Origin of the sequence: uncultured Aquabacterium sp. (assembly GCF_947366995.1) — a bacterium.
GTDB lineage: Bacteria > Pseudomonadota > Gammaproteobacteria > Burkholderiales > Burkholderiaceae_C > Aquabacterium.
The window spans coordinates 48,899-74,911 of sequence record NZ_CANBCC010000006.1; the positions used below are offsets into that span (position 1 = coordinate 48,899).

The 26,013-nt window shown below is 67.5% G+C and carries 19 protein-coding genes; 14 read left to right on the forward strand and 5 right to left on the reverse strand.

Going from position 1 to position 26,013, the window contains the following annotated elements; all coding sequences use genetic code 11:
• Positions 1-13: 13 nt before the first annotated feature.
• Both Q0Z44_RS03325 and Q0Z44_RS03330 read left to right on the forward strand, forming a co-directional pair.
• A complete protein-coding gene (locus tag Q0Z44_RS03325; protein WP_298010270.1) occupies positions 14-6,835 on the forward strand; it encodes an Hpt domain-containing protein in 6,822 nt (2,273 codons plus the stop codon).
• Positions 6,836-6,846: 11 nt separating this feature from the next.
• The gene (locus Q0Z44_RS03330; protein ID WP_298010273.1) at positions 6,847-7,965 is read left to right on the forward strand and encodes a GGDEF domain-containing protein; all 1,119 of its coding nucleotides are present in this window, start codon (positions 6,847-6,849) and stop codon (positions 7,963-7,965) included.
• 27 nt (positions 7,966-7,992) lie between these two features.
• Here the strand turns inward: Q0Z44_RS03330 and Q0Z44_RS03335 are convergent, their stop codons facing one another.
• Complete coding sequence (locus Q0Z44_RS03335) at positions 7,993-9,552, reverse strand: deoxyribodipyrimidine photo-lyase (protein WP_298010277.1); 1,560 nt, start codon at positions 9,550-9,552, stop codon at positions 7,993-7,995.
• A 104-nt stretch (positions 9,553-9,656) separates the two neighbouring features.
• Here Q0Z44_RS03335 and Q0Z44_RS03340 point away from each other — a divergent pair, with 104 nt between their 5' ends.
• From Q0Z44_RS03340 to Q0Z44_RS03380, 9 genes are all read left to right on the forward strand, one after another.
• The gene (locus tag Q0Z44_RS03340; RefSeq protein ID WP_298010280.1) at positions 9,657-10,244 is read left to right on the forward strand and encodes a YqgE/AlgH family protein; all 588 of its coding nucleotides are present in this window, start codon (positions 9,657-9,659) and stop codon (positions 10,242-10,244) included.
• A complete protein-coding gene (gene ruvX / locus Q0Z44_RS03345) occupies positions 10,241-10,699 on the forward strand; it encodes a Holliday junction resolvase RuvX (protein ID WP_298010283.1) in 459 nt (152 codons plus the stop codon). Before Q0Z44_RS03340 ends, ruvX begins: the two co-directional genes overlap by 4 nt.
• A complete protein-coding gene (gene pyrR / locus Q0Z44_RS03350; protein WP_298010287.1) occupies positions 10,696-11,208 on the forward strand; it encodes a bifunctional pyr operon transcriptional regulator/uracil phosphoribosyltransferase PyrR in 513 nt (170 codons plus the stop codon). The genes ruvX and pyrR overlap by 4 nt, the downstream gene beginning before the upstream one ends.
• Positions 11,208-12,179, forward strand: coding sequence for an aspartate carbamoyltransferase catalytic subunit (locus tag Q0Z44_RS03355; RefSeq protein WP_109037205.1), 972 nt, complete (start codon positions 11,208-11,210; stop codon positions 12,177-12,179). The genes pyrR and Q0Z44_RS03355 overlap by 1 nt, the downstream gene beginning before the upstream one ends.
• The gene (locus Q0Z44_RS03360; RefSeq protein ID WP_298010291.1) at positions 12,176-13,516 is read left to right on the forward strand and encodes a dihydroorotase; all 1,341 of its coding nucleotides are present in this window, start codon (positions 12,176-12,178) and stop codon (positions 13,514-13,516) included. Before Q0Z44_RS03355 ends, Q0Z44_RS03360 begins: the two co-directional genes overlap by 4 nt.
• A gap of 1 nt (position 13,517) precedes the next feature.
• A complete protein-coding gene (locus tag Q0Z44_RS03365; RefSeq protein WP_298010294.1) occupies positions 13,518-14,312 on the forward strand; it encodes a lysophospholipid acyltransferase family protein in 795 nt (264 codons plus the stop codon).
• Between the two features lie 190 nt (positions 14,313-14,502).
• Entirely contained in the window at positions 14,503-15,804 is a 1,302-nt protein-coding gene (locus tag Q0Z44_RS03370) for a hypothetical protein (RefSeq protein WP_298010297.1), read from the forward strand.
• Positions 15,805-15,822: 18 nt separating this feature from the next.
• The gene (locus tag Q0Z44_RS03375; protein WP_298010299.1) at positions 15,823-16,254 is read left to right on the forward strand and encodes a hypothetical protein; all 432 of its coding nucleotides are present in this window, start codon (positions 15,823-15,825) and stop codon (positions 16,252-16,254) included.
• A 118-nt stretch (positions 16,255-16,372) separates the two neighbouring features.
• Positions 16,373-17,599, forward strand: a complete 1,227-nt coding sequence (locus tag Q0Z44_RS03380; protein WP_298010302.1) for a fatty acid desaturase — start codon at positions 16,373-16,375, stop codon at positions 17,597-17,599.
• A gap of 248 nt (positions 17,600-17,847) precedes the next feature.
• Here Q0Z44_RS03380 and rpmG read toward each other — a convergent pair whose 3' ends face one another.
• The 3 genes from rpmG to trxB all read right to left on the reverse strand — a co-directional run bounded on the left by rpmG (position 17,848) and on the right by trxB (position 19,430).
• Positions 17,848-18,018, reverse strand: a complete 171-nt coding sequence (rpmG, locus tag Q0Z44_RS03385) for a 50S ribosomal protein L33 (protein ID WP_109037199.1) — start codon at positions 18,016-18,018, stop codon at positions 17,848-17,850.
• Positions 18,019-18,032: 14 nt separating this feature from the next.
• On the reverse strand, positions 18,033-18,266 hold the full coding sequence (rpmB, locus tag Q0Z44_RS03390; protein ID WP_109037198.1) for a 50S ribosomal protein L28: 234 nt from the start codon (positions 18,264-18,266) through the stop codon (positions 18,033-18,035).
• Positions 18,267-18,473: 207 nt separating this feature from the next.
• Positions 18,474-19,430 (reverse strand): thioredoxin-disulfide reductase, encoded by a 957-nt coding sequence (gene trxB / locus Q0Z44_RS03395; protein WP_298010310.1) that lies wholly within the window; start codon positions 19,428-19,430, stop codon positions 18,474-18,476.
• A gap of 220 nt (positions 19,431-19,650) precedes the next feature.
• Here trxB and Q0Z44_RS03400 point away from each other — a divergent pair, with 220 nt between their 5' ends.
• The 3 genes from Q0Z44_RS03400 to lolA all read left to right on the forward strand — a co-directional run bounded on the left by Q0Z44_RS03400 (position 19,651) and on the right by lolA (position 23,604).
• The gene (locus tag Q0Z44_RS03400; protein WP_109037196.1) at positions 19,651-20,322 is read left to right on the forward strand and encodes a Crp/Fnr family transcriptional regulator; all 672 of its coding nucleotides are present in this window, start codon (positions 19,651-19,653) and stop codon (positions 20,320-20,322) included.
• Between the two features lie 97 nt (positions 20,323-20,419).
• A complete protein-coding gene (locus Q0Z44_RS03405) occupies positions 20,420-22,888 on the forward strand; it encodes a DNA translocase FtsK (RefSeq protein ID WP_298010314.1) in 2,469 nt (822 codons plus the stop codon).
• A 47-nt stretch (positions 22,889-22,935) separates the two neighbouring features.
• Positions 22,936-23,604 (forward strand): outer membrane lipoprotein chaperone LolA, encoded by a 669-nt coding sequence (lolA, locus tag Q0Z44_RS03410; protein ID WP_298010387.1) that lies wholly within the window; start codon positions 22,936-22,938, stop codon positions 23,602-23,604.
• Between the two features lie 154 nt (positions 23,605-23,758).
• Here the strand turns inward: lolA and Q0Z44_RS03415 are convergent, their stop codons facing one another.
• Entirely contained in the window at positions 23,759-25,759 is a 2,001-nt protein-coding gene (locus Q0Z44_RS03415; protein WP_298010316.1) for a DEAD/DEAH box helicase, read from the reverse strand.
• Positions 25,760-26,013 lie beyond the last annotated feature (254 nt).

Consider the following 26,013-nt stretch of genomic DNA (forward strand, 5'->3'; position numbering starts at 1 on the left):
CCCGGGATGACGCATGGACAACCTGCACGAAGACGCCCCGCTTGCCTCGGATGACCTGAGTGCCCTGGCCTGGGTGCATGAGGAGCTCCGCAAGTCGCTGGATGCGGCGCACAAGGCGCTGCACCGTGTGCTGAAGGATTCGGCTGCCGCGGGGCTGTCCGACCTCGACGCGCTCGACCCGGCTGTGCTGCGCACGGCGCGCCAGCAGATTCACCAGGGCGTCGGGGCGCTGGAGCTGGCCGGGCTGTCCGCGGGCGCCACGCTACTGCGCGCCAGCGAGGCGGTGGTGCAGAAGTTCGTGAACCGGCCGCAGGCCATCACCGAAGACGCGGTGCGCGACGTTGAAAAGGGCTCGTTCGCCCTGCTGGACTACATCGGCCGCAAGCTGGCGGGCAAGCCCGTGTCGGCGCTGGCGCTGTTCCCGCAATACGAGGCGCTGGCCACCCGGGCGGGCGGGCCGCTGCCGCGGCCGACCGATCTGTGGAGCCAGGACTGGCCCACGGTGTCCCTCGAAGCGCCGCTGGCGCCGCCGGACGACGTGTCGCCGCGCCAGGCCGATCAGGTCACCATCGGCGACTTCGAGATGGGGTTGCTGTCGCTGCTCAAGCGTAACCAGCCGGCCGACGCTGTGGCCCTGGCTGAACTCTGCACGGCACTGGCCAGCGGAGCCGCCGAGCGCCATGCCCACCGGGAGTCTGCCACCTGGCTGTTGGCGAGCGGCTTTCTCGAAGGCGTGGCCGAGCAGCATGTGCCCTTGAACGTGCATGCCAAACGGGTGCTGTCCTCGCTGCTGAGCCAGCTGCGTAGCCTTGCAAAGGGGCAGGGCGTGCCGTCGGACCGGCTGGCCAGCGAATTGCTGTTCTTCTGTGCCCAGGCGGGGCAGGCGCCAGCGTCCCCGCGTTCGGTGCTGGCCCGCGTGCGCCAGACCTTCGGGCTGGAGCGCCACCAGCCGGTCGATCTGCAAGCGTCGCCGTTGGGCCGCTTCGATCCGTCCTGGATTGCACAGGCCACCAAGCGTGTGGCCGGTGCCAAGGATGGCTGGTCGGCCGTGGCAGCCGGCGAGATGCTGCGCATGGCGGGTCTCAACGAGCAGTTCTCGTTGGTCGGGGATTCGCTGCGTCGTCTTTTCCCGAGCGGCGACCGCCTGGCAGATGCCCTGGTCGATGCCGTGCAGCGCACGGTGCACTCGGCGCAGTCGCCCGAGCCCAGTCTGGCCATGGAAGTGGCCACCAGCCTGCTGTACCTGGAGGCGGCGCTGGAGGATGGCGAATTCGAGCATCCGGAGCAGGTACAGCGTGTGAGCCGCATGGCCGAGCGCATCCGCCATGTCAATGCGGGCCAGCCAGCCGAGCCTCTGGAGGGCTGGATGGAGGACCTGTATCGTCGGGTCTCCGATCGCCAGACCATGGGCAGCGTGGTGCAGGAGTTGCGCAGCACGCTGGGCGAGTGCGAGAAGCACATTGATGCCTTCTTCCGCGCCCCGGAGGACCGCACGCCGCTGGTCAACGTGCCGTCGCAGCTTCAGTCCATGCGAGGCGTGCTCGCCGTGCTGGGGCTGGATCAGGCCTCGCAGGCCGTCGTGCGCATGCGCGGCGACGTCGAACACCTGCTGCAACCCGACGCCGACCTGGATGAGGCGGCCCGTCAGGGCGTGTTCGACCGTCTGGCGAGCAACCTGGGCGCGCTCGGCTTTCTGATCGACATGATGGGCGTGCAGCCTGGGCTGGCCAAGAGCCTGTTCTCGCTGGACGAGGACTCGGGCGTGCTGTCACCGCTGATGGGCCGCGAGAAGAAGGGCCTGGGCGTGCAGCAGGAGGATCCGGTCGAAGCCGCGGCCCAGCATGTCGAGCAGGTGCACCGCGAGGAAGCCCAGGCGGTCGCCGAGGAAGTGGCGCAGGCGCTGGCACAGCCGGATGCGCCGATTGAAGACGTGAGCGAGCAACTGCAGAAGCTGGCCGAGACGCCGCACCTGCAGGTGCAGAGCGAGCTGGCCGACAACCTGGCTGCGGCACAGGCCGCGCTGGCCGAGGCGCAGGCACAGTCCGACGGCGCCGCGCTGGAGGCCGCGCGGGAGCAGGTGGCCCAGGTTCTGTCCGACCTGACGCCCGCCGAGCCGGAACTGGTCGAGCCCGAGGCGCCCGCCTTCCCGCCGCAGGCACCGCTGGCGCCCACGCCGGTGGCGGCTCCCCAGGCCACGGGCCTGGAAGAAGACGACGAGATGCGCGGCATCTTCCTGGAAGAGGCCGCCGAGGTCATTGCCGAAGCCAGACAGGCGTTGAGCGCCCTCCGGGACAACGCCGCCGATGTGCAGGCCATGACGGGCGTGCGCCGGGCGTTCCACACCCTCAAGGGCAGCTCGCGCATGGTCGGGCTGAAGGTGTACGGCGAGGCCGCGTGGGCTTGCGAGCAACTCTACAACGCGGCGCTCGCGGCCCAGGAACCGGCGAGCGCCGACCTGCTGGGCCTGAGCGACGAACTGTTCGACCACTTTGCCGCCTGGACCGACGCGATCGCCCGCCACAACGATGCCGCCTGGCAGGCCGAACCCGTGATCGCGGCGGCCGATGCGCTGCGCCTTCGCGGCGAGCGCATCGGGCTGATGACCCAGTCCGAGTCCGAGGTCGTGCCCGAGCTTGAGCTCGAGCACGACCCGGAGCCGGAGCCTGCTGCGGATCCGGGCCCACTGCCGTCACTGGATCTGGCACTTGACCTGTCTGTGGTCGACCCGCTGCCGACGGTTGACGCCCCTGCCGACGTGCCCGTGCTCAATTGGGCCACGGACGAGGTGGTGAGCGAGGCCCTGGCCCGGCTGGCCGACGAGGGCCGCCTGCCTGGTGCACAGGACGCCATGGCGCCCGTCGCGCTGCTGGATGAGCCGGTTCCGGCCTCGCCCGAAGCCCTGGCGCATGCCCCGTTCGATTTCGAGCAGACCCTGCCTGGCGAAGACCTGACACTGGCTTCGGCGCCCGACACGCTGCCTCAGGCCGACTCGGGCGTGCCGGACGAGACCGTGATCGAGCGCCTGAGCCTCGATCTCGACATGCGGGAGGACGATGGCCTGGGGGAGTTTCCCCCGGTGCCCGGGACCGACGCGGTTGACGCGGCACCGACGCTCGAGTCCATCCCGGAGTCGCTCGACATCCCTCTGGATGACGAGACCACGGCGTCGGGAACCGAGGCCGGGGACGCGTTGCCCATGCCTGAGATGCATTTGCTCGAGCCCTCGGACTTTGGTGACCTGTCGGAGGCCGCTGCCACGCAGCCGGACACCCTCCCGCCCGTGGAGGGCCCCGTGGAGTCGGATGTTGTGGCTCAGGCGGAAGTGCAGTCCGAGCCCGAGCCGGAAGCATCTGACGAGCAAGTGAAGGTGGTGGGGCCGCTGCGCATCAGCATCCCGCTGTTCAACATCTACCTCAACGAGGCAGACGAACAATCGCGCCGCTTGTGCACGCAACTCGGTGAATGGGCGCTCGAATTGCATCACCCCGTCAGCGACGACACCATCGCCCTCGCGCATTCCCTGGCGGGCAATTCGGCCACCGTGGGCTACACCGGGCTGTCCCAGCTGGCCCGCCTGCTGGAGCACGCGCTGATGCGCTCACAGGCGCTCGGCCCGGGCGACACCGATGCGGCCACGCTCTTCAACGAGGCGGCTGACGAGATCCGGCGCTTGCTGCACCAGTTCGCGGCCGGTTTCCTCAAGAGCCCGGACCCGGACCTGCTGGCCCGCCTGGCCGATTACGATCAGGCCGCGTCGCAGCAGCTCGAGGCGCGCAGCCTGCGCGGCGATCCCATCGAGTCGGGCGACGACGACCTGGCGGCGCCTTCCGGCCGTGGTCACCTGCGGCTGGTGCATTCCGCCGATGAGCCAATCGCCACCGAGGTGGACGACACGGTCGCCGATGCCGAGGAGCCCAGCACGACGCCCCAGCCCTTGATGCCGCTGGACGAGCCGATGACGGAGACGGAGACGCAGGTCGGGATCGACATCGACCTTGATCTCGGCGAGCTCAACGAAGTCCAGGAAGCGCCTGCACTGGATGCTGCCGAAGCCGAAGCAGCGACCGCCAGTGACGCGCCCGCCACCAACGATGCGCCCGTTGACACGATCACACCGGATGCCATGGCCCAGCCCGACGAGGTGATCGAGCTCGACGCGGCAGCCCCGGGCTACACGCAGCCCGCGCCCCTGGGCGTGCCCGAGTTCCGCGCGCTGGATGAGGTGCCCGTGCCTCAGCCAGGGCAGCTCCCTCCGTCTGCCGCCGCGCTCTCCAGCCAGGCCGACTGGGATGACGAGGCCGACGTCGATGCGGAAGACCACGTCGACCCGGACCTGTTCCCCATTTTCGAGGAAGAGGCACAAGAGCTGCTGCCCCAGCTGGCCAACCAGATCCGCCAGTGGCTGGACATGCCCGAGAACCCGGCAGCCGCCACTGCGTGCATGCGCACGCTCCACACTTTCAAGGGCGGCGCGCGCCTCGCGGGGGCCATGCGCCTCGGCGAACTCGCGCATCGGCTGGAGTCGCGCATCGAGCGCCTGCTGGCAGCCGAATCCGTCCAGCATGACGACGTCGCGCCGCTGGAGTCGCGTGTGGATCGCCTTGTGGAGTTGTTCGAAGGGCTGCGCCACAAGGAGTCGCAGGACCTGGTGCCGCCCTGGCCGGAGGCCTCCCCCGAGCCGTTCGCTGAGCCCGTGTCACCCGAACCGGTGGGCGACGGCGCGACCGAGCAGTCTCCGGACATGGATGCATCGCCGCATCCCGCGGCAGATGAGCCCGAAGGCGGACGACCTCGCACGGCGGACGGCGTGCCTCCCGGGGCCACGTCGGAAGAGCCAGGGGCATCGCTTCCCGAAACGGGCCAGGGCATCGACTGGACGCAACTGGATCGACCGGCCTCGGCGCCCGCCGTGCGCACGGCGCGTGACGCACCAGCCCAGCCTTCCCAGGCTGCGGTGCGCGTACGCCCCCAGCTGCTCGACCGCCTGGTGAACCACGCTGGCGAGGTGTCGATCACCCGCACCCGTTTGCAGTCGCAGGTGGGTCAGATCCGCGGGTCGCTGACCGATCTGACGGACAACCTGGATCGTCTGCGTCAGCAGCTGCGGGACATCGAGCTGCAGGCCGAGACCCAGCTGAGCACCCGCATGGAAGCCGCCCGTGCGGCCGCCCAGAATTTCGATCCGCTCGAATTCGACCGCTACACCCGCTTCCAGGAGCTGACGCGGATGATGGCCGAGTCGGTCAACGACGTGGCCACGGTGCAGCGCACATTGCAGCGCAACCTCGAAACCGCAGAAGACCAGCTCGCCGCCCAGGCCCGCCTCACGCGCGACCTGCAAGACGACCTGCTGCGTACCCGCATGGTCGAGTTCGACAGCCTGTCCGATCGCCTCTACCGTGTCGTGCGGCAGGCGGCCAAGGAAACCGGCAAGCAGGTGCGCCTGGACGTGGTGGGCGGGCAGACCGAAGTCGACCGCGGCGTGCTGGAGCGCATGACCGGCGCATTCGAGCACCTGCTGCGCAACTGCATCACCCATGGCATCGAATCGCCGGAACAGCGTCAGGCTGCAGGCAAGGACGCCAGCGGCCAGATTACCGTGGCACTCAAGCAGGAAGGCAACGAAGTTGTCATCTCCTTCCGGGATGACGGCGCTGGACTCGACCTCCAGCGCATCGCCGCCCGGGCACGCGCGTCGGGGCTACTCGCCGCCGATGCCGAGCCCACCGAGGCCGAGTTGGCCCAGCTGATCTTCACGCCTGGGTTCTCGACAGCCGAGGTGGTGACGGAGCTGGCCGGCCGCGGGATCGGCATGGACGTGGTGCGATCGGAAGTCAACGCGATGGGCGGCCGCATTGAGACCGCTTCGGCCGCGGGCCAGGGCACGAGCTTCACGCTGGTGCTGCCCCTGACGACGGCCGTCACGAAGGTGGTGATGCTGCGCTTCGGCACGGCCACCGTGGCGGTGCCCACGCACCTGATCGAGATCGTGCGCCGCGCCCGACCGCAGGAAGTCGAGCAGGCCTACCGCGAGGGCCGCTTCCCCTTCGGCGACCACGTGCTGCCGTTCTACTGGCTGGGGGCCCTGCTGAGCGCGTCGCCACGGGGCAGCGAGGGCGGCCGCAGCCTGCCGGTGGTGGTGGTGCGCTCGGCGCAGCAGCGCGTGGCCCTGCACGTCGACGAAGTGCTGGGCAACCAGGAAGTGGTCGTGAAGCACCTCGGCCCCCAGCTGTCGCGCCTGCCCGGTCTGGCCGGCATGACGCTGCTGGCCTCCGGCGCCGTCTCGCTCATCTACAACCCGGTGGCCCTGGCCACGGTGTACGGCGATGCTGCGCGGGCGGCCACGGCGGCGTCGCTGCAGGCGCTGGGCGCATCGCCACAAGGCTGGCTGTCGCATGCCGCGCCGTCGACCACGGTCGACCCTGATGTGCCCCCGGCGGCGTCCGAGACGGAGGCGCCGCTGGTGCTGGTGGTGGACGACTCGCTCACGGTGCGCAAGGTCACGCAGCGCCTGCTGGTGCGCGAAGGCTACCGCGTCATTCTGGCCAAGGACGGCCTGGAAGCCCTGGAGCGCCTCGCCCAGGAACGCCCGACCGTCGTCCTGTCCGACATCGAGATGCCGCGCATGGACGGTTTCGACCTCCTGCGCAACGTCCGCGCCGACGGGCAGCTGGCCGATCTGCCGGTCATCATGATCACCTCCCGGATCGCGCAGAAGCACCGCGATGTCGCGATGGAGCTCGGCGCGAACCATTACCTTGGCAAGCCGTATGGCGAAGAAGAGCTGCTGGCGCTGGTTGCGCGTTATGCTCTGAAGCGACCGGAGCTGGTCTGACTGCCCACTTTGTGAACGCCTCTCACCGTCCCTCTCACCCCGCCCCGGCGCCCTTCTCGTCGGGGGAGCCGCTGGCAGACGACGCGATCTCGCACCTGGCCTCCCTCACGGCCCAGCGCGATCGCGAGTTGCTGGACGTCTCCCTCGCACAAGGGGTGCTGGAGTTGCTGGGGGCCGCGAGTGTGGGGGTGTACCGCCTCGTGGGGCCGGAAGAGGAAGCGCGGCACTGGCTGTGCAGCGGCCTGGCTCGGCGCGGTCAGCTCACCGTGAGCGATCCGGTGTGGGCCGACATGGACGCCTTGCCGAGCGAAAGCCATTTCCCCTTGCGGCAACAGGCGGTGGGCAATCGGGCCATCGCCCAGGCCGAGTTGCCTGCGTCGGCCGGCCCGGAAACCGAAGGGCGATTCGTCTGCGTGCTGCCCCTGCTGGTCGAAATCGGCTCGCCCGGGGTGCTCGAAGTGCGTTCGGAGCGCCCGCTCACCCCGGCCGCGCTGCGCCCGATTCAGACGCTGCTGCGCGTGTTCGCCAATTTCCAGAGCCTGCTGGAGTCCAGCCAGCGCGATGCCCTGACCGGCCTGCTGAACCGCCAGACCTTCGACGCCACCTTTCTGCGGGCCTCGATGCCTTCCGAGCGGGGTGGCGTGCCAGTCGAGCCTGAGCGCCGCGTGGGCGGCACCACCGGCTACTGGCTTGGCGTCATCGACATTGACCATTTCAAGAAAGTCAACGACGGCTACGGCCACCTGATCGGTGACGAGGTGCTGGTGCTGCTGGCCCGCATCATGCGTCAAACCTTTCGCCACTCCGACCGGCTCTACCGCTTCGGCGGTGAAGAGTTCGTGGTGTTGCTGCGCGGCGGCACCGAGGCCGATGCCTTCGGCGCCTTCGAGCGTTTCCGCGAACTGGTCGAGGGTTACGCCTTCCCGCAGGTTGGCCGGGTCACGGTCAGCATCGGTTTCACCGAGGTGCAACTGCAGGACACGCCCAACGCCGCGTTCTCGCGCGCCGACCAGTCGGTCTATCTCGCCAAGCACCAGGGGCGCAACCGGGTAGTGGGCTTCGAGTCGCTGGTGCGCTCGGGCCTGCTGACGGACAACGGGCAGCACATCGGCGACGTCGAGCTGTTCTGACCGGCCACGGCTGCCTGTGCGCCGGGCTCACTTCGCGCGTTTGCGCGCCGGGGTCTTGCGGGCGCCGGCGCGGCCGGGCTCCGTTCCTTCCTTCACCACCGCGTAACGCGCCAGCGTCTCGGCACGAGCTTCGTCATGCTGCACGATGGGGTGCGGGTAGTCGCGTCCCAGCACCACGTCCTGGGCAGCGGCCAGATCGGCCGGGCGCGCCAGCCACGGGGCGTGCAGGGCTGCGTCCGGGAGGGCGGCCAGCTCGGGCACGTAGCGGCGGATGAAGCGCGCCTGCGGATCGAACTTCTCGCTCTGGCTGATGGGGTTGAAGATGCGGAAGTAGGGCTGGGCGTCGCAGCCGGTGGAGGCCGCCCATTGCCAGCCGCCGTTGTTGGCTGCCAGGTCGAAATCCAGCAGCTTCTCGGCAAAGTAAGCTTCGCCGCGCCGCCAGTCGATGCCCAGGTCCTTGACGAGGAAACTGGCCGTCACCATCCGCAGGCGGTTGTGCATGTAGCCCGTCTGGTTGAGTTGGCGCATGGCCGCGTCCACCAGCGGGTAGCCCGTGCGGCCGCCGCACCAGGCCTGAAAGTGGGCTTCTGCCTTCGCCCCGTGCGCCCACTTGATGCGGTCGTACTCGCGCTTGTAGGCATGGCCGACCACATGCGGGTGGTGGTGCAGGATCTGGTGATAGAAATCGCGCCAGATCAGTTCCGACAGCCACGTCTGCGCGCCAGCCGAGCCGGCCTGCATGCGCTCCCAGGCCAGGCCCGCGAGCTGCCGGACCGACACGGTGCCGAAGCGCAGGTGGGTCGACAGGTAGCTCGGGCCCTTGACGCCGGGGAAGTCGCGCGTCTCGTCGTAGCGGTCGATGCGGCTCAGGAAGTCGTCGAGCAGGGCCTGGGCACCGCTCATGCCGGGCGGCACCTTGAGCTCGCCCGGGTCTTCGAAGCCGATCTCGCCCAGCGTGGGCACCCGGGGCGCGCCGATGGGGCTCACGGCCGGTGGGATCGGCGCCAGTCGCCCGGCATGGGGGGCGATGGGGTAGGGCTTGACGTAGAACGGGTCGAGCTTCTTCAACCACGCGTTCTTGTACGGGGTGAAGACGCCATAAGGCGAATCGTTGCCCGTCAGAACCTCGTTGCGCTCGAAGACCACGTGGTCCTTCGAGGTGTAGAGCGCCACCCCGAGGTCGCTGAGTTTGCCCCGCACGCGGGCATCGCGGGCCAGGGCGTCGGGCTCGTCGTCGTGGTTGGCGTACACCGCCTGTACGCCCAGCTGGGCCGCCAGCGCGGGAATGAGTTGCACCGGGTTGCCGTGGCGCACGATCAGCCCGGCGTGCTGTCCGCTTGTGGCCGCATGGGCGGGCAGTGCAGGCGCCGCCAGTCCGGCCAGTGCGGCATCCAGTTCCACCAGGCTCTCCCGGATGAAGGCGACCCGCCGATCCGCCCGGGGCAGCGGCGCCAGGATGGTGTCATCGAAGACAAAGACGCACCACACCTTGCGCGCTGCTTTCAGCGCATGAAACAGGGCGGCGTGGTCATGGCTGCGCAAATCGCGGCGGAACCAGACGAGGGCGGACTCCAGGTGTTCACTCATGAGACGGCGAGGGCGGCATGACGGATGCAGCACTGTGACACGCCGGCAGGCCCATTTCATCGACGATGGGGCACCGTGACCTCGGGACGACTAAAATCGCAAGCATGTCTCAAGACCCCGCGCGCCAGATCGACCTGTCCAACCAGTTCCTCATTGCCATGCCCGGCATGATGGACGGGCATTTCGCCGGGGCGGTGGTGTACCTGTGCGAGCACACGGAGAAGGGCGCCCTCGGCCTGGTGATCAACCGGCCGATCGAGATCGATCTCCGCCACCTGTTCGAGAAGGTCGACCTCAACCTTGATCGCGATGACCTTGCGAGCACGCCGGTCTACTTCGGTGGCCCGGTGCAGACCGAACGCGGCTTCGTGCTGCATGAGAGCCTGGACGAGGAGGGCGGGCATTACAGCTCGACCATGAAGATCGCCGGAGGGCTGGAGATGACCACCTCGCGCGACGTGCTCGAAGCCATATCCAACGGCGCCGGGCCGCGCAAGGTCTTCATCACGCTCGGCTACGCCGGTTGGAGCGCCGGACAACTGGAAGACGAGATCTCCCGAAACGGCTGGCTCACCGTGCCGGCCGACCCGGACATCATCTTCAACACCCCGGTGGAGGCGCGCTACGACCGCGCCCTGTCGCTGCTCGGGGTGGACCGTCACTTCCTGATGGGCGAGGCCGGGCACGCATGACCGGTCTGGCAGCAGGCCCCGGGAAGGGCCGGGTGGGCGTCGCCACGGGCAGCGTCCTGACTTTCCTCGCGTTCGACTACGGGCTCAGGCGCGTGGGCGTCGCCACGGGCAATTCCTACACCCGCCAGGCCCAGCCGCTGCGCACGATTGCGGCCGAAGGCGCGGCCCGTTTCGAGCAGATTGCGGCGTTGGTGGCCGAGTGGCAGCCTCACGCGCTCGTCATCGGCGTGCCCTACCATCCGGATGGCGCGGAGCATGACAATACCGTGCGTGCGCGCAAGTTCGGTCGCCAGCTCAGCGGGCGCTTCCACCTGCCGGTGCACGAGGTCGACGAGCGCTATTCGACGGCCGAGGCCATTGCTGGCGGCGCGCGCGACCTGGATGCTGCCTCGGCCGCGATCCTGTTGCAGCAGTTCTTCAACGACCTCTCTTCCAGCACGGAGCAGCCCACGTGAGCGCCACCACCTCGTCCCTGACCCTCGACGCCGAGGCCCTGTACACCAGCCTGCTGACCGGCGTCCGCCGCCTCGTCACAGCCGACACGGTGCTGGTGGGCGTGTGGTCGGGCGGGGCCTGGCTGGCCGAGCGCCTGCAGAAGGACCTGGGCCTGGCCACGCCGCATGGTGTGATCTCGTCGGCCCTGCACCGCGATGACTTCGGCTCGCGCGGCATGGCCCTCGGCAAGGATGCCACCCACCTGCCGTTCGAGGTCGAGGGTCGCCACATCCTGCTGATCGACGACGTGATCTACACCGGTCGCACCACCCGCGCCGTGATCAACGAGCTGTTCGACTTCGGCCGCCCCGCCAGCGTGACGCTGGCCGTGCTGGTCGACCGCGGAGGGCGCCAGCTGCCCTTCGAGCCGGCGCTGTCTGCCGCCCGCATCACGCTGCCCGACAGCGAGCGCGTCGCCCTGGTCCGCGACGACAACGGCCGCTTCCAATTCCATTTCGAGAGGGTTTGATGACCATCCGTAGACCCCAACGCAACCCGCAGCTCAACAGCAACGGGGAGCTGATCCACCTGCTGTCGACCGAAGGCCTGCCCAAGGCCATCATCCACCAGATCCTGGACACGGCCGAGCAGTTCCTGAGCGTCAACGACCGCGAGGTCAAAAAGGTGCCGCTGCTGCGCGGCAAGAGCGTGTTCAACCTGTTCTTCGAGAACAGCACCCGCACCCGCACCACCTTCGAGATCGCGGCCAAGCGCCTGAGCGCCGACGTCATCAACCTCGACATCGCGCGTTCGTCGGCGTCGAAGGGCGAGAGCCTGCTCGACACCATCGCCAACCTGAGCGCCATGGCCGCCGACATGTTCGTCGTTCGCCATGCCGAATCCGGTGCGCCCTACCTGATCGCCCAGCACGTGGCGCCCCATGTGCACGTGGTCAACGCCGGCGACGGCCGCCATGCGCACCCCACGCAGGCGCTGCTGGACATGTACACGATCCGGCACTACAAGAAGGACTTCACCAACCTCACCGTGGCCATCGTCGGCGACATCGTGCACTCGCGCGTGGCCCGTTCCAACATCCACGCGCTGACCACGCTGGGCGTGCCCGAGGTGCGTGTGGTCGGCCCGCGCACGCTGGTGCCCGGTGACCTGCGCGAGATGGGCGTGCGCGTGTGCCACAGCATGGAAGAAGGCATCAAGGATGCCGACGTCGTCATCATGCTGCGCCTGCAGAACGAGCGCATGAATGGCGGCATGCTGCCCAGCTCCGGCGAGTTCTTCAAGGAGTTCGGCCTGACCGAGGCGAAGCTGGCGCTGGCCAAGCCCGACGCCATCGTGATGCACCCCGGCCCCATCAACCGTGGCGTCGAAATCGACTCCGCCGTGGCCGACGGCAAGCAGAGCGTGATCCTGCCCCAGGTCACCTTCGGCATCGCCGTGCGCATGGCCGTGATGTCCATCTTGGCTGGAAACGAAGCATGAGCAAGATCCTGATCAAGAACGGCCGCCTGGTCGACCCCGCCTCCGGCCTGGACCAGGTCGGTGACCTCGCCATCACCTCAGGCCGCATCACCGCCATCGGTCAGGTCAACGCCGACTTCGCCCCCGACCGCACCATCGACGCCACCGGGCTGATCGTGGCCCCCGGCCTGGTGGACCTGGCTGCCCGCCTGCGCGAGCCCGGCCACGAGCACGAAGGCATGCTGGAGAGCGAACTGGCGGCCGCCGCAGCCGGTGGCGTCACCAGCGTGGTCTGCCTGCCGGACACCGACCCCGCGCTCGACGAGCCCGGCCTGGTCGAGATGCTCAAACTGCGCGCGCGCAAGCTGAGCCGCTGCCGCCTGTTCCCGCTGGGCGCGCTCACCCGCGGCCTGAAGGGCGAGAACCTGACCGAGATGGCCGAGCTGCACGAGGCCGGCTGCGTCGGCTATTCGCAGGCCGAGGTGCCCATCCAGAACACCCAGGTGCTGCAGCGCGCGCTGCAGTACGCCGCCACCTTCGGCTACACCGTGTGGCTGCGCCCGAATGACGCCTGGCTGGGCAAGGGCGTGGCCGCCAGCGGCCCCGTGGCCACACGCCTCGGCCTGTCCGGCGTGCCGGTGGCCGCCGAAACCATCGCACTCCACACCATCATCGAGCTGGCCCGCGCCACGGGCGCCCGGGTGCACCTGTGCCGGCTGTCCAGCGCGGCCGGCGTCGAGCTGGTGCGCCGGGCCAAAGCCCAGGGCCTGCCGATCACGGCCGACGTGAGCATCAACTCCCTGATGCTGACCGACCTGGACATCGGCTATTTCAACCCGGCGATGCGCGTCAGCCCGCCACTGCGCCAGGGCCGTGACCGCGATGCCTTGCGCGCCGCGCTGGCCGATGGCACGCTGGACGCGCTGGTGTCCGACCACACGCCCGTCAGCGAAGACGAGAAGATGCTGCCTTTCGGCGAAGCCGAGCCCGGCGCCACAGGCCTTGAGCTGCTGCTCAGCCTCGCGCTCAAGTGGGCCGGTGCCGACGAGCAGGACCAGCCCGACTCCGAGCGCCTGCGTCGGGCGCTCGCGGCCGTCACCCTGGGGCCCGTGAAGGTGCTGGGCGACGCCATCGGCTCGCTGTCCAGCAGTGCAGGGCAACTGGTTGCGGGAGGGGTGGCCGACGTGGTGGTGTTCGACCCAACCGCACGCTGGACCGTGACGCCCGAGGCACTCGTCAGCCAGGGCAAGCACACGCCGTTTGCGTTCAAGGACACCGGCTTCCAGATGGCCGGGCGAGTGCGCCTCACGCTGGTGGCCGGGCAGGTGGCACACGAGGCCGAGGCGGCGTCAGCCTGAGATGAGCCTCTCCGCGCGCCCGCTGTCCCCTGTCTCGGCCCCTCGCCTCACCGTGTTGGGGGTGGCGCTCGCGCCGTGGCGCCTGTTGTGCGTGGCAGCCCACGTCCTGCGGGCGCTCGCGCTGGCCTACACGTGGTGGCCCGGCTACGACGCGGCACGTCGACGTGCCTTTACCATCGCGTGGTCGGGCCGCCTGTTGAAGCTGCTCGGCATCACGGTGAAGGTCACGGGCACGGCGCGGCCGGGCGGCAAGCTCATCGTGGCCAACCACATTTCGTGGCTCGACATCGTGGCCATCAATGCCACCGAGCCCGCCCGCTTCATCTCCAAGGCCGAGGTGGGAGACTGGCCCCTGCTCGGGCGCCTCGTCACCGCGGCGGGGACGCTGTATCTGGTGCGCGAGCGGCGACGCGATGCCATGCGGGTGCTCGGCGTGATGTCGAAAGCCCTGCACAGCGGCGACACCGTGGCGGTGTTCCCCGAAGGCACCACAGGCACGGGCCATGGCGTGCTGCCATTTCACCCCAATCTCTTTCAGGCCGCGATCGATGCCGATGTGCCGGTGCAGCCCATCGTGCTGCGCTACAGCGACCCGCATCACGCGGTGAGCCCTTCCACGGCCTATGTCGGCAGCACCACTCTGCTGCAGTCGCTGTGGTGGGTGGTCACGGCGCGCGGTCTGACGGTTCATGTGGAAGTGCTGCCCCCGATGCGGGCCACGCACGCCGACCGACGCGCCCTGGCGGAGCACGTCCAGAATCTGGCTGAAGCTGCTTTGACACGTCAGCTCGCCTGAATTAAAACGAACGACCGTTCGAAACGGTGGCATTTGTCACGCCTATTCGGACTTTCACATCTCAAGATTCGCTCCAGAGTGGCGATACGAAGGTCACGTCTTGTTTCAGAAGAAAAACAAGCGGCACCTTTGTCCGGGCGGCGCACGCCGCTGGGTAGATCCACCCACCTCTCGTCACTGAGGAGCTTTCATGACTCAATTCAGGTTTGTCCGTCTGCCGGTCACCCTGGCCGTGCTCGCGGCCTGTGCCACCGCGCACGCCGACTACACCTCGCCCGATGGCCAGTTCCGTCTTTCCGGCTTCGGCACGCTCGGCGTGTCGCGGACGTCGACCAATGATGCGCTGTTCAACTACCCGGGGCAGGGCGGTGGTGCAGACAAGAAGGCCAGCCTGAATCCCGACAGCAAGATCGCGCTGCAGGGCTCGTACAAGTTCACTCCCACGCTGTCGGCCACGACCCAGCTGATGATGAAGTACGACGCCGATGGCGAGTACGTGCCCAACCCGGAATGGGTCTTTGCCAAGTGGCAGCCCACCTCGGCGCTGAGCGTGCGTGGCGGCCGCATGGGCGCGCCGTTCTTCATGGTCTCCGACTTCCGTGATGTCGGTTACGCCAACACCACCGTGCGCCCGAACCTGGACGTGTACGGCCAGGTGCCCGTGAGCTATTTCGATGGCGCCGACGCCGCCTACCAGCTCGACGTGGGCAGTGTCACGCTGACCTCGACCCTGTGGGCCGGTAACGCCAAATCCGACTTCTCCAGCGCACTGCGCCGCAGCGGTGCTGCCGTGCCGCCGACCGAAGTGCGCATCGACCACGCCGTGGGCCTCAACGTGCTGGCCGAGTTCTCGTCGGGCTACGCCCTGCGCGTGGGCCACATGCAGGGCAAGCTGACCACCAAGTCAGCCCTGGCGCAACAACTGATCAACGGCGTGAGCCCCGCCCTGGCTGCCGGCGGCGCGACCGCCATTGCCGCCCAGCAGGTGATTGATGCCGTCACGACCGACGACACCAAGGCCACCTTCAGCGGCATTGGCTTCACGGTCGACCGCGACAACGTCGTGGCGGCGGCCGAGTTCACCAGGCGCAAGGTGAACAAGGGCTACATCGCCGACACCACGGGCTGGTATGTCCTGGGTGGTTACCGCATCGGCTCCGTGCTGCCGTACGTCTCGTTCTCGAAACTGAAAGTGGACGATCCGAACGCCGCCATGCCGGCTGGTGCGCCTGGTTTCGGCGCCGCCGTGGTCGGTGGCGTGCAAGGCATCCTCAACACCCAGAAGATCAGCCAGCGCACCACCAGCGTCGGCGTCCGCTGGGATGTTGTGCGCAACGTGGCCCTCAAGGCCCAGTACGACCGCGTGAGCAAGCCGGCCAACTCCAACGGCCTGTTCCTGGTGGCAGATCCGGCGACGGCATCGGCACAGTCCTTCCTGGCCAACAAGAAGGACATCAATGTGTTCACCGTCTCGATGGACTTTGTGTTCTAAGCCGAAGGGAGCAATCACATGAAAACCAAGTTCACCCTTCAGACCCTGCTGGTCGCTGGTCTGCTGAGCGCCGCCCAGTTCGCCGCCGCTGAAGTGGCCATCATCGTCAACCCGAAGAGCCCGCTGGCGTCCATGACGGCGGACCAGGTTTCGGCCATCTTCCTCGGCAAGAGCGCCACGCTGCCGTCCGGCGGCACTGCCGTGCCCACCGATCTGCCCGAATCCAGCGCCGTGCGTGAACAGTTCTACAGCAAGGCCGCCGGCAAGACCTCCGCACAGGTCAAGGCCACCTGGGCGCGCTTGACTTTCTCCGGAAAGGCCACACCTCCGAAGGAACTGGGCAGCGCGGCCGAGGTCAAGAAGTTCGTCGCTTCCAACCCGGACGCCATCGGCTACATCGAGAAGTCGGCTGTCGACGGTTCCGTCAAGGTCGTGCTGACGGTCGACTGACCCCCGGCACACCCCGCCACCCGGCCTTCCCCTGGTCGGGTGGCGGCTTCTTGTGTTGAGACAGGGCCGGTCATGCAGGGGCGCCTACAATCTTCGGTCCCGCTGAAAGGTCCCCCTGATGTCCGATTCCCTGATTTCCGGCTCGCTGCACGATGGCCTCGTGCAATGGGCCATCCAAGGCCTGCTCGACGCGAGCTGGTGGCAGATCGTGCTGTTCACGCTGCTGGTGACGCACGTCACCATCGCATCGGTCACGATCTTCCTGCACCGTGCTCAGGCGCATCGGTCGCTGGACCTGCATGCCATCCCTTCGCACTTCTTCCGCTTCTGGCTGTGGCTCACCACCAGCACCGTCACCAAGCAATGGGTGGCCGTGCACCGCAAGCACCACGCCAAGTGTGAAACCGCCGAAGACCCCCACAGCCCCGTGGCCCACGGCATCAAGAAGGTGCTGCTCGAAGGCCGTGAGCTGTACCGGGACGAGGCCATGAAGGCCGAGACGCTCAAGAAGTACGGCCACAACACGCCGGACGACTGGCTGGAGCGCAACCTCTACACCCCTCGCAACAACTGGGGTCCGATCGCCATGCTGCTGATTGACGTGGCGCTGTTCGGCGCCATCGGCATCACGGTCTGGGCTGTGCAGATGGCCTGGATCCCGATCACGGCGGCCGGCATCATCAACGGGCTGGGCCACTGGTGGGGCTACCGCAACTTCGAGGCGCCGGACGCTTCCACCAACATCTCGCCGTGGGGCCTGATCATCGGCGGCGAGGAACTGCACAACAACCACCACACCTACCCGACCTCGGCCAAGTTGTCGGTCAAGCCCTACGAGTTCGACATCGGTTGGGGCTACATCCGCGGGCTGGAAATGCTGGGTCTGGCCAAGGTGCGCAAGACGCCGCCGCGACTGCAGCTGGGTGACATCAAGCCCGTGGCCGATGCCAAGACGCTGGAAGCCATCGTGGCCAACCGCTACGAGCTCATGGCCGGCTACGCCCGCGAAGTGCGTCTGGCCTGCCGTGCGGAGCTGACGCGTCTGAAGGCCGCAGGCGAAGAATCGGCAGCCATCCAGCTGCAGCGCGTGCGCCATTGGATGCACCGCGACGAAAACCAGATGCCGGAAGGAATGTCGGCCCAGGTGGCCGAAGCCCGCGCCGCGAACCCCAGCCTGGACAAGCTGATCGCCATGCGCGAAGAACTGCGCGCACTCTGGACCCGCACAAACGTGTCTGCCGAGCAACTGGTGGCCGATCTGCAGAACTGGTGCCATCGTGCCGAAGAGAGCGGCATCCAGGCCCTGCAGGACTTCTCGCGCAAGCTCCGCGCTGCCCACGCCTGATCGGCGCCGACGCCGCGGCCACGCTCTCACCACTCACACCAGCCCCGCCTCGGCGGGGCTTTTTCTTGGGTGTTCCGTTCTGGCCGCACACGGCACGGGCCACGTCGGCCCGCGTTGCAGATCGTGGCCGGGAGGGGTCTCGCGAGTGCCACCGCAGTGTGCGGCTTGGCGCTACCTGATCGCCCATGGAAAAAACCCACCGAGGCTTTCGCCAGGGTGGGTTCTTGAAGCAGGTGCCTCGCGCTGAATTACTTCAGCTTCACTTCCTTGTACAGGACGTGCTTGCGGGCCTTGGGGTCGAACTTCATGAATTCCAGCTTTTCGGGCGTGGTCTTCTTGTTCTTGGCCGTGGTGTAGAAGTGGCCGGTACCCGCAGTGGATTCCAGCTTGATCTTTTCGCGTCCGCCTTTAGCAGCCATGGTTCAGTCTCCGATCACAGTTCGCCACGGGCGCGCAGGTCAACCAAGACCTGATCGATACCCACCTTGTCCACCAGACGCAGGCCGGCGGCGCTGATGCGCAGACGCACCCAGCGGTTCTCGCTTTCGACCCAGAAGCGGCGGTACTGCAGGTTGGGCAGGAAACGACGCTTGGTTTTGTTGTTGGCGTGGGAAACATTGTTCCCGACCATCGGGCCCTTGCCCGTGACTTGACAGACGCGTGCCATGACGCTTCTCCGTTCGCTGTATGCGCTTGTGTTGCGATTCGGTGACCAGAGCAGGGCCGGCTGCTTCGGGGCTGCAGGCCTTGGTGGTTCACCCTTCCGACGTCGCCGCTCACCTGAACTGTCTTGCAACAGCATCGGCGCCCGGTCGTTTCGGGACGAAATTGGCAAAACCGAGATTATAGCCAGATTCCGCCGGCTTGGCAAAGGTCAGCTTGAAGACTGCTCCAGGAAGCGCTGTGCGTCGAGCGCCGCCATGCAGCCGGTGCCTGCGCTGGTGATGGCCTGGCGGTACACGTGGTCCTGCACATCGCCGGCGGCAAACACGCCCGGCACGCTGGTCATCGTGGCAAAACCATTGTGGCCGCCCTGCGTGAGAATGTAGCCATCCTTCATTTCCAGCTGTCCCTGGAAGATGTCGGTGTTCGGGTGGTGGCCGATTGCGATGAAGCAGCCCTTGAGCGCGAGCTCCTTCGTGCTGCCATCGTCAACGTTCTTCAGACGCACGCCGGTCACACCGGTCTGGTCGCCCAGCACCTCGTCGAGCACGTTGAACAGATGCAGCTCGATCTTGCCGGCAGCCACCTTCTCCATGACCTTGTCGATCATGATGGCCTCGGCGCGGAACTTGTCGCGACGGTGGATCAGGTGGACCTTGCTCGCGATGTTCGACAGGTACAGCGCCTCCTCGACGGCCGTGTTGCCACCGCCCACCACGCACACCACTTCGTCACGGTAGAAGAAGCCGTCGCAGGTCGCACAGCCGCTCACGCCACGGCCCATGAAGGCCTCTTCCGAGGGCAGGCCCAGGTACTTGGCCGATGCGCCGGTGGCGATGATCAATGTGTCGCTGGTGTAGGTGCCGGCGTCGCCCTTGAGGGTGAAGGGCCGCTTCGACAGGTCGACCGTGTTGATGTGGTCGAACACCATCTGGGTGTTGAAACGCTCGGCGTGCTGCAGGAAACGCTGCATCAGCTCCGGGCCCTGCACGCCGCTCGCGTCGGCCGGCCAGTTGTCCACCTCGGTTGTCGTCATCAGCTGGCCGCCCTGCGCCATGCCCGTCACCAGGGTCGGCTTCAGGTTGGCACGGGCCGCATAGATGGCGGCGGTGTAGCCTGCAGGGCCGGAGCCGAGGATGAGAACTTGGCTGTGTTGCGGGGTCGTCATGGCATCGCCTTTCGTTGTCTGGGACTGAACTTTGCCGGCAGCCTCCGGAAATTCCGGGCTTGCGCTCCTCGTGGGAGCTCATAAAGTGCTAAAAACTGCCGTACACGTGCCGAAAATTGTAGAGACGGTTGTATGTCACAGGCACGCACAGGTGATTTCGACCTTTTCCGACCTTTTTCCTTGACAGGCCTTCGTCGTCTTAAACCCAAGAGGAGCCGCCATGGCCATGTTGTCCAATCTTGATCTGATCCGGCGTGTCCCGCTGTTCTCGATGCTGACCCCGGCGCAGGCCGAGTCCATCGCGGAAGGCGTGGTCAAGCGCCGCTATCGCCGTGGCGAACTCATCGTCGAGCGCGGTCGCAAGACCAATTCGCTGTTCATTCTGCTCAACGGCCGCGCGCGCGTCGTGGCAGCCGATGAACGCGGCCGTGAGGTGATCCTGGCTGTCCTGGAAGCCGGCGACTACCTGGGCGAGATGAGTCTGATCGACAACGAGCCGCACTCGGCCACCGTGCGTGCCGAGGTCCAGACCGACGTGCTGGTGCTGGGCCGTGCGGAATTTGCCCGCTGTCTGCCCGAGAACTCCTCGCTGTCCTACGCCATCCTGCGCGGTCTGGTGCAGCGTCTGCGCAACGCCGACCGGCAGATCGAGTCGCTGGCGCTGCTCGATGTCTACGGCCGCGTGGCCCGCGCACTCCTCGACATGGCCGACGATGACGACGGCGCCAAGATCATCCGCGGCAAGGTCTCGCGTCAGGATCTGGCCAAGCACGTCGGGGCCTCGCGCGAGATGGTCAGCCGCGTGATGAAGGACCTCGAAGAGCGTGGCCTGATCGAGACGCAAGAAACCGGCAGCGTCGTGCTGAAGGACCGCCTGGCCGCCACCGCCTGAGCGGGTGCGCCTCCGACGCGCACGGCGTGCGTGTAACGGTGTTTTCGTGCGCCTGCCTGCAGGCTGAAGCGCACTGAAATGCCGCCACAATGCAGGGATGACTTTTCCGCTGGGATCCCTCCGCACCGAGGGCGCTGCCACCCGTGGGGGCGAGCGCCGCAGTGAGCCGGGTGCCGCGCCGGCCCGTGCCTCCGGCCGCCTGCACCGCGCGCAGATGGCCGCTTCCCTGGCCCGCCCCCCCGAGTCCACCACCCCGCCCGAGCACACGCTCCGCTTTCAGGCCGCGTTGCTCATTGGCGCGGTCGTGTGGTTGCTGTTCCTGCTGGCGATGCTGAGCCACAACCGGCTCGATCCCGCCTTCACCACCTCCGGTCACCACACCGAGCCCACCAACTGGGCCGGGCAGTTGGGCGCCTACGCTTCCGACCTCGCGCAGTTCGTGCTGGGCCAATCGTCCTGGTGGCTGCTCCTGATCGGCGCCCGTGTGTGGCTGGGGGCGCTGGCGCGCTGGCTTCGCCGTGATGCGAGCGTCAGCGGCAGTGTCCCCGCCACCTCGTTTTCGCCGTGGCGTTTTGGCGCCGGTGTCGTGCTGTTGCTGGCAGCCAGCACGGCCCTCGAATGGTCGCGTCTGTACCGCCACGAAGATGTGCTCGCCGGCGCTCACGCGGGCGGCATCCTGGGCATGACGCTGGGCCAGCTGGGCGAGCGCTGGCTGGGTTTCAACGGCTCGGGCGTGGTCTGGATTGCCCTGCTGGTGGCCGGCACGGCCATGGCCCTGCGCTTCTCCTGGCTGGACCTGGCCGAGCGCATCGGCGCGCTGTTCGACGGCCTGCGCCAGCAACGCGAGGCCCGCCGTGAAGAGGCCCGAGACATCCGCATCGGCGAGAAGGCCGCCATCGAGCGGGAGCGCGTGGTCGAAGAGGTGCGCCATGAGCTGCCCGCCGAGCCCATCCCCATCATCATCGAGCAGCCGGTGGTCGAGGTGCCCAAGTCCGACCGGGTGGCCAAGGAAAAGCAGAAGCCTCTGTTTGCCGAGATGGGCGACAACAAGCTGCCGCAGATCGACCTGCTCGACCCCACCGTGGGCCGCATCGAGACGGTGACGCCTGAGACGCTCGAGATGACCTCGCGCATGATCGAGAAGAAGTTGAAGGACTTCGGCGTTGAGGTGCGGGTGGTGGCGGCCTCGCCGGGCCCGGTCATCACGCGCTACGAAATCGAGCCGGCCACTGGCGTCAAGGGCTCGCAGATCGTGAACCTGGCCAAGGACCTGGCGCGCTCGCTGTCGCTGGTCAGCATCCGCGTGGTCGAGACCATTCCCGGCAAGAATCTGATGGCGCTGGAACTGCCCAACGCCAAGCGCCAGATGATCCGCCTCACCGAGATCCTCGGCTCGCAGGTCTACCATGAGGCCCAGTCCATGCTGACCATCGGCTTGGGCAAGGACATCGTGGGTGCACCCGTGGTGGCCGACCTGGCGAAGATGCCGCACTGCCTGGTGGCCGGCACCACCGGCTCAGGCAAATCGGTGGGCATCAACGCCACCATCCTGAGCCTGCTCTACAAGGCCGAAGCGCGCGATGTTCGTCTCATCCTGATCGACCCGAAGATGCTCGAAATGAGCGTCTACGAAGGCATCCCGCACCTGCTGTGCCCGGTCGTGACGGACATGAAGCTCGCCAGCAATGCCCTGAACTGGGCGGTGGGCGAGATGGAGCGGCGCTACAAGCTCATGTCCAAGATGGGCGTGCGTAACCTGGCGGGCTACAACAAGAAGATGGAAGACGCCAAGGCCCGTGGCGAGCTGATTCCGAACCCGTTCAGCCTGACGCCCGACGAGCCGGAACCACTCGACCGCCTGCCGCACATCGTCATCGTCATCGACGAACTGGCCGACCTGATGATGGTCGTGGGCAAGAAAATCGAAGAGCTGATTGCGCGTCTGGCCCAGAAGGCCCGCGCGGCCGGCATCCACCTGATCTTGGCGACACAGCGCCCCTCGGTCGACGTGATCACCGGCCTCATCAAGGCCAACATCCCGACGCGCATCTCGTTCCAAGTCAGCAGCAAGATCGACAGCCGCACCATCCTCGACCAGATGGGCGCGGAAGCGTTGCTGGGGCAGGGCGACATGCTGTACCTGCCCTCGGGCACCGGCCTGCCGATCCGCGTGCATGGCGCCTTTGTCAGCGACGACGAAGTGCACCGTGTCGTCGAGTACCTCAAGACGCAGGGCGAGCCCAATTACATCGAGGGCATCCTCGAAGGCGGCACACTCAGCGACGAGGGCAGCAACCTCGACGGTTCGCCCGCAGGCGGCGGCGATGGCGAGCAGGACCCGATGTACGACAACGCCGTGTCCGTGGTGCTGCAGCATCGCAAGGCGTCGATTTCGCTGGTGCAGCGGCACCTGCGCATCGGCTACAACCGGGCGGCCCGCCTGCTGGAGCAGATGGAAAAGTCGGGTCTGGTCTCGTCGATGTCAACCAACGGCAACCGCGAAATCATCACGCCGGCGCGCGGCGGTGAAGGCGGCGCCACCTCGGCGCCGTGGGACGAGGCCTGATGGCCACCACCAGAGAGACGCACATGATGCACCTTGCCCCGATGTCCATGACCCGTATGCTGACCATCGGTGCCGTGGCGGCCGCCAGCCTCATGCTGAGCCAGCCGGCCCGGGCCGATGCCGTGGCGGCCCTGCGCGCCTTCGTGAAGGACGTGGACGCCGGACGCGGCAGCTTCGTGCAGACCGTGACCTCGCCGGATGGCAAGAAGAGCCGACAGTCGCGCGGCACGCTGGAGTTCCAGCGCCCGAACCGCTTCCGCTTCAGCTACACCGCGCCCACCGAGCAGCTCATCGTGGGCGATGGCAAGCAAGTATGGCTGTACGACACCGACCTCAACCAGGTCACGGTGCGTCCGATGAGCCAGGCCTTGGGGGCCACGCCAGCGGCCTTGCTGGCCGGTGCGTCGCTGGACAAGGACTTCACCCTCAAGAACGTTGCTGCTTCCTCGTCGGGTGCGGCGACCGCGACCCCGACGCCTCAACAGGCAACGAACTCGATGGAATGGGTGGAGGCCTTGCCGCGCCACAAAGAGGGGCAATTCCAATCCGTGCGCGTCGGATTCCGGGGCGGTCAGTTGACGGCCCTGGAGATCCTGGATGCCTTCGGGCAGCGCTCGAGACTGGACTTCACGCAGTTCGATTCGAAGCCGACCCTGGCGGCCGGCCGTTTCCAGTTCACACCGCCAGCGGGCGCCGACGTGCTGAACCAGCCTTGAACGAGCGGGCAGGGCGGGCCCACGTGGGGCCGGGCCTCTGTCCGTCATGACGCGTCAAGGGCGCGCCACTCCTTGAATCTTTGTATGTTGTTGAACCAGCCCTCATTGTGGCTGGTCAGAGGCTCACAGCGTGAGCCTCTGCAAGGCACTTCAATCAGCCTTCGCGCTTGACGAAACCGGGGCGCTTGCCGCCGAAGCCCGGCTTCGGGCCCGACTTGAAGCCACCCGGCTTGCCGCCGAACGAGGGCTTGTCACCGAACTTGCCGTGACCGGGCTTGCCACCGAAAGGCTTGTCGCCAAACGGGCGGCCTTCACCGCGCGCTTCGAAGCGATCGCCACCGAAGCCGGGCTTGCCGCCGAACGGCTTGCCTTGCGGACGGTCACCAAACGGACGGTCACCAAACGGACGGTCGCCGCCCTGGCGGTCGCCAAACGGATCAGCACCGCGCTCACGGCGATCGGCAAACGGTCGGTCCGTACGGGGGCGGTCGCCACCAAAGGCAGGACGATCACCGCCGAACTTGCGTTCGCCGCCACCGAAGCCACCACGGTCACCCTGCGGGCGGTCGCCGAAAGGCTTGCGCTCGCCACGGAAGCCACCGCGGTCGCCCGAGCGATCGCCGCCGAAACCACGCGGGCCGTCTTCACGCGGTGCAAAGCGTGCTTCGCGGTTCGGGCTGAAGCCCTCTTCACGCGGCGCAAACTCGCGGCGCTCGCCGCCATGACGCTCCTCACGCGGAGCGCCGAAGCCGCGGGGCTCGCCCCAGCCGCCTTCACGCTTGCCGCCAAAGCGGGGGCCGCGGTCATCGCGACGGCCGTGGCCGGGCATCGGCTTGTCGCGACGAGGGCCGCCGCGGTCGGCGTGCATCTTCGTCGTCGGCTCCAGACCCTCGATCACCGATTCAGGGATGCGCTGGGTGGTAAAGCGTTCGATGCGGCGCACCATCGGGATGTCGCGGCGCTCGGCGAGCGTCACGGCCAGACCGGAGCGACCGGCACGACCCGTACGGCCGATGCGGTGCACGTAGTCTTCCGGCTTCATCGGCATGCCGTAGTTGATCACGTGGGTGATCGTGGGCACGTCGATGCCACGGGCAGCCACGTCGGTGGCCACCAGCACGCGCAGTTGGCGCGAACGCAGTGCCTGCAGCACGCGGTTGCGGCGGCCTTGCGGCATGCCGCCGTGCAGTGCGGCGACGGCGTGGCCCATGTCGGCCAGGCGGTCGGCCAGGATGTCGGCGTCGCGCTGGGTGCTCGTGAAGATCACGGCCTGGTCCACTTCGCGGGCGGTCAGCAGCTTGTCCAGCAGGTCGTTCTTGTGGTGCAGCGAGTCGGCCAGGTGCAGACGCTGTTCGATGTTGTCGTGGCTGTCGGTGTGCGAGGCCACTTCGATGCTCAGGGCATCGCGCGTCAGGCGCTGTGCCAGCTGACCCACGTGACCGGCAAAGGTCGCCGAGAACATCAGCGTCTGGCGCTCCGCCGGGGTGGCGGCGGCGATCTGCTCGATGTCCTCGATGAAGCCCATGTCCAGCATGCGGTCGGCTTCGTCCAGCACCAGCACTTCCAGATTGGACAGGATGGCGGCGCCGGTGCCCAGGTGGTCCAGCAGACGGCCGGGGGTGGCAATCAACACATCCAGCGGCCCCTTCAAGGCCTTGAGCTGAGCGCCGTACGGCACGCCGCCCACCACCGTGGCCACACGCAGGCCTTGCAGGTGGCGGCCATAGGTCGTGGCGGCCTTGGCCACTTGCAGGGCCAGTTCGCGGGTCGGGGCGAGCACCAGCACGCGCGGGCCGTGGACCTTGCCCTTTTCGCGGCGCTTGGCGTTGTCGCCACGGGCGGCCACGATGCGCTCCAGCGCCGGCAGCATGAAGGCGGCGGTCTTGCCCGAGCCGGTGCTCGAAGCCACACGCAGGTCGGCACCGTTCAGGGCGGCCGGAATGGCCTGCACCTGCACACTGGTCGGCTGGGTGTAGCCCGAATCGGCCAGGGCGTGCACCAGGTGCGCGCTCAGGCCGAGGTCGGCAAAGGTCGGGCCTTCGGGCGTCTCGACGGCGTCAGCCTGCGGCTCGACGCCGAAATCGCTTTCGATGCGGCGAACGAGGGCTTCGAGCTGCGAGTCGACGCTGTTCTGGTTTGTTTGATCTTGGGACATGTGTTCTTTCAAGCAATGCAAGGCACAACCTGCGGCCCGATGGGCAGCATGTCGCGCAAGCCAGGACGCGACCCGATTGCGGGTCGACGGGCCTGGCCCGGGGTGGGTCGCTGGGATTCGTGTCCGTACTTCGTGACAGGCGCATGCAGCGCGTGACGGGTCACGGTGAGTCGGTTTGAAAGCGACGGCATCGCCGCCAACCGGAACTCAAGACACGTGTGCTGAAGCTGTGGTCCGTGCACTCCGTAGAGTGG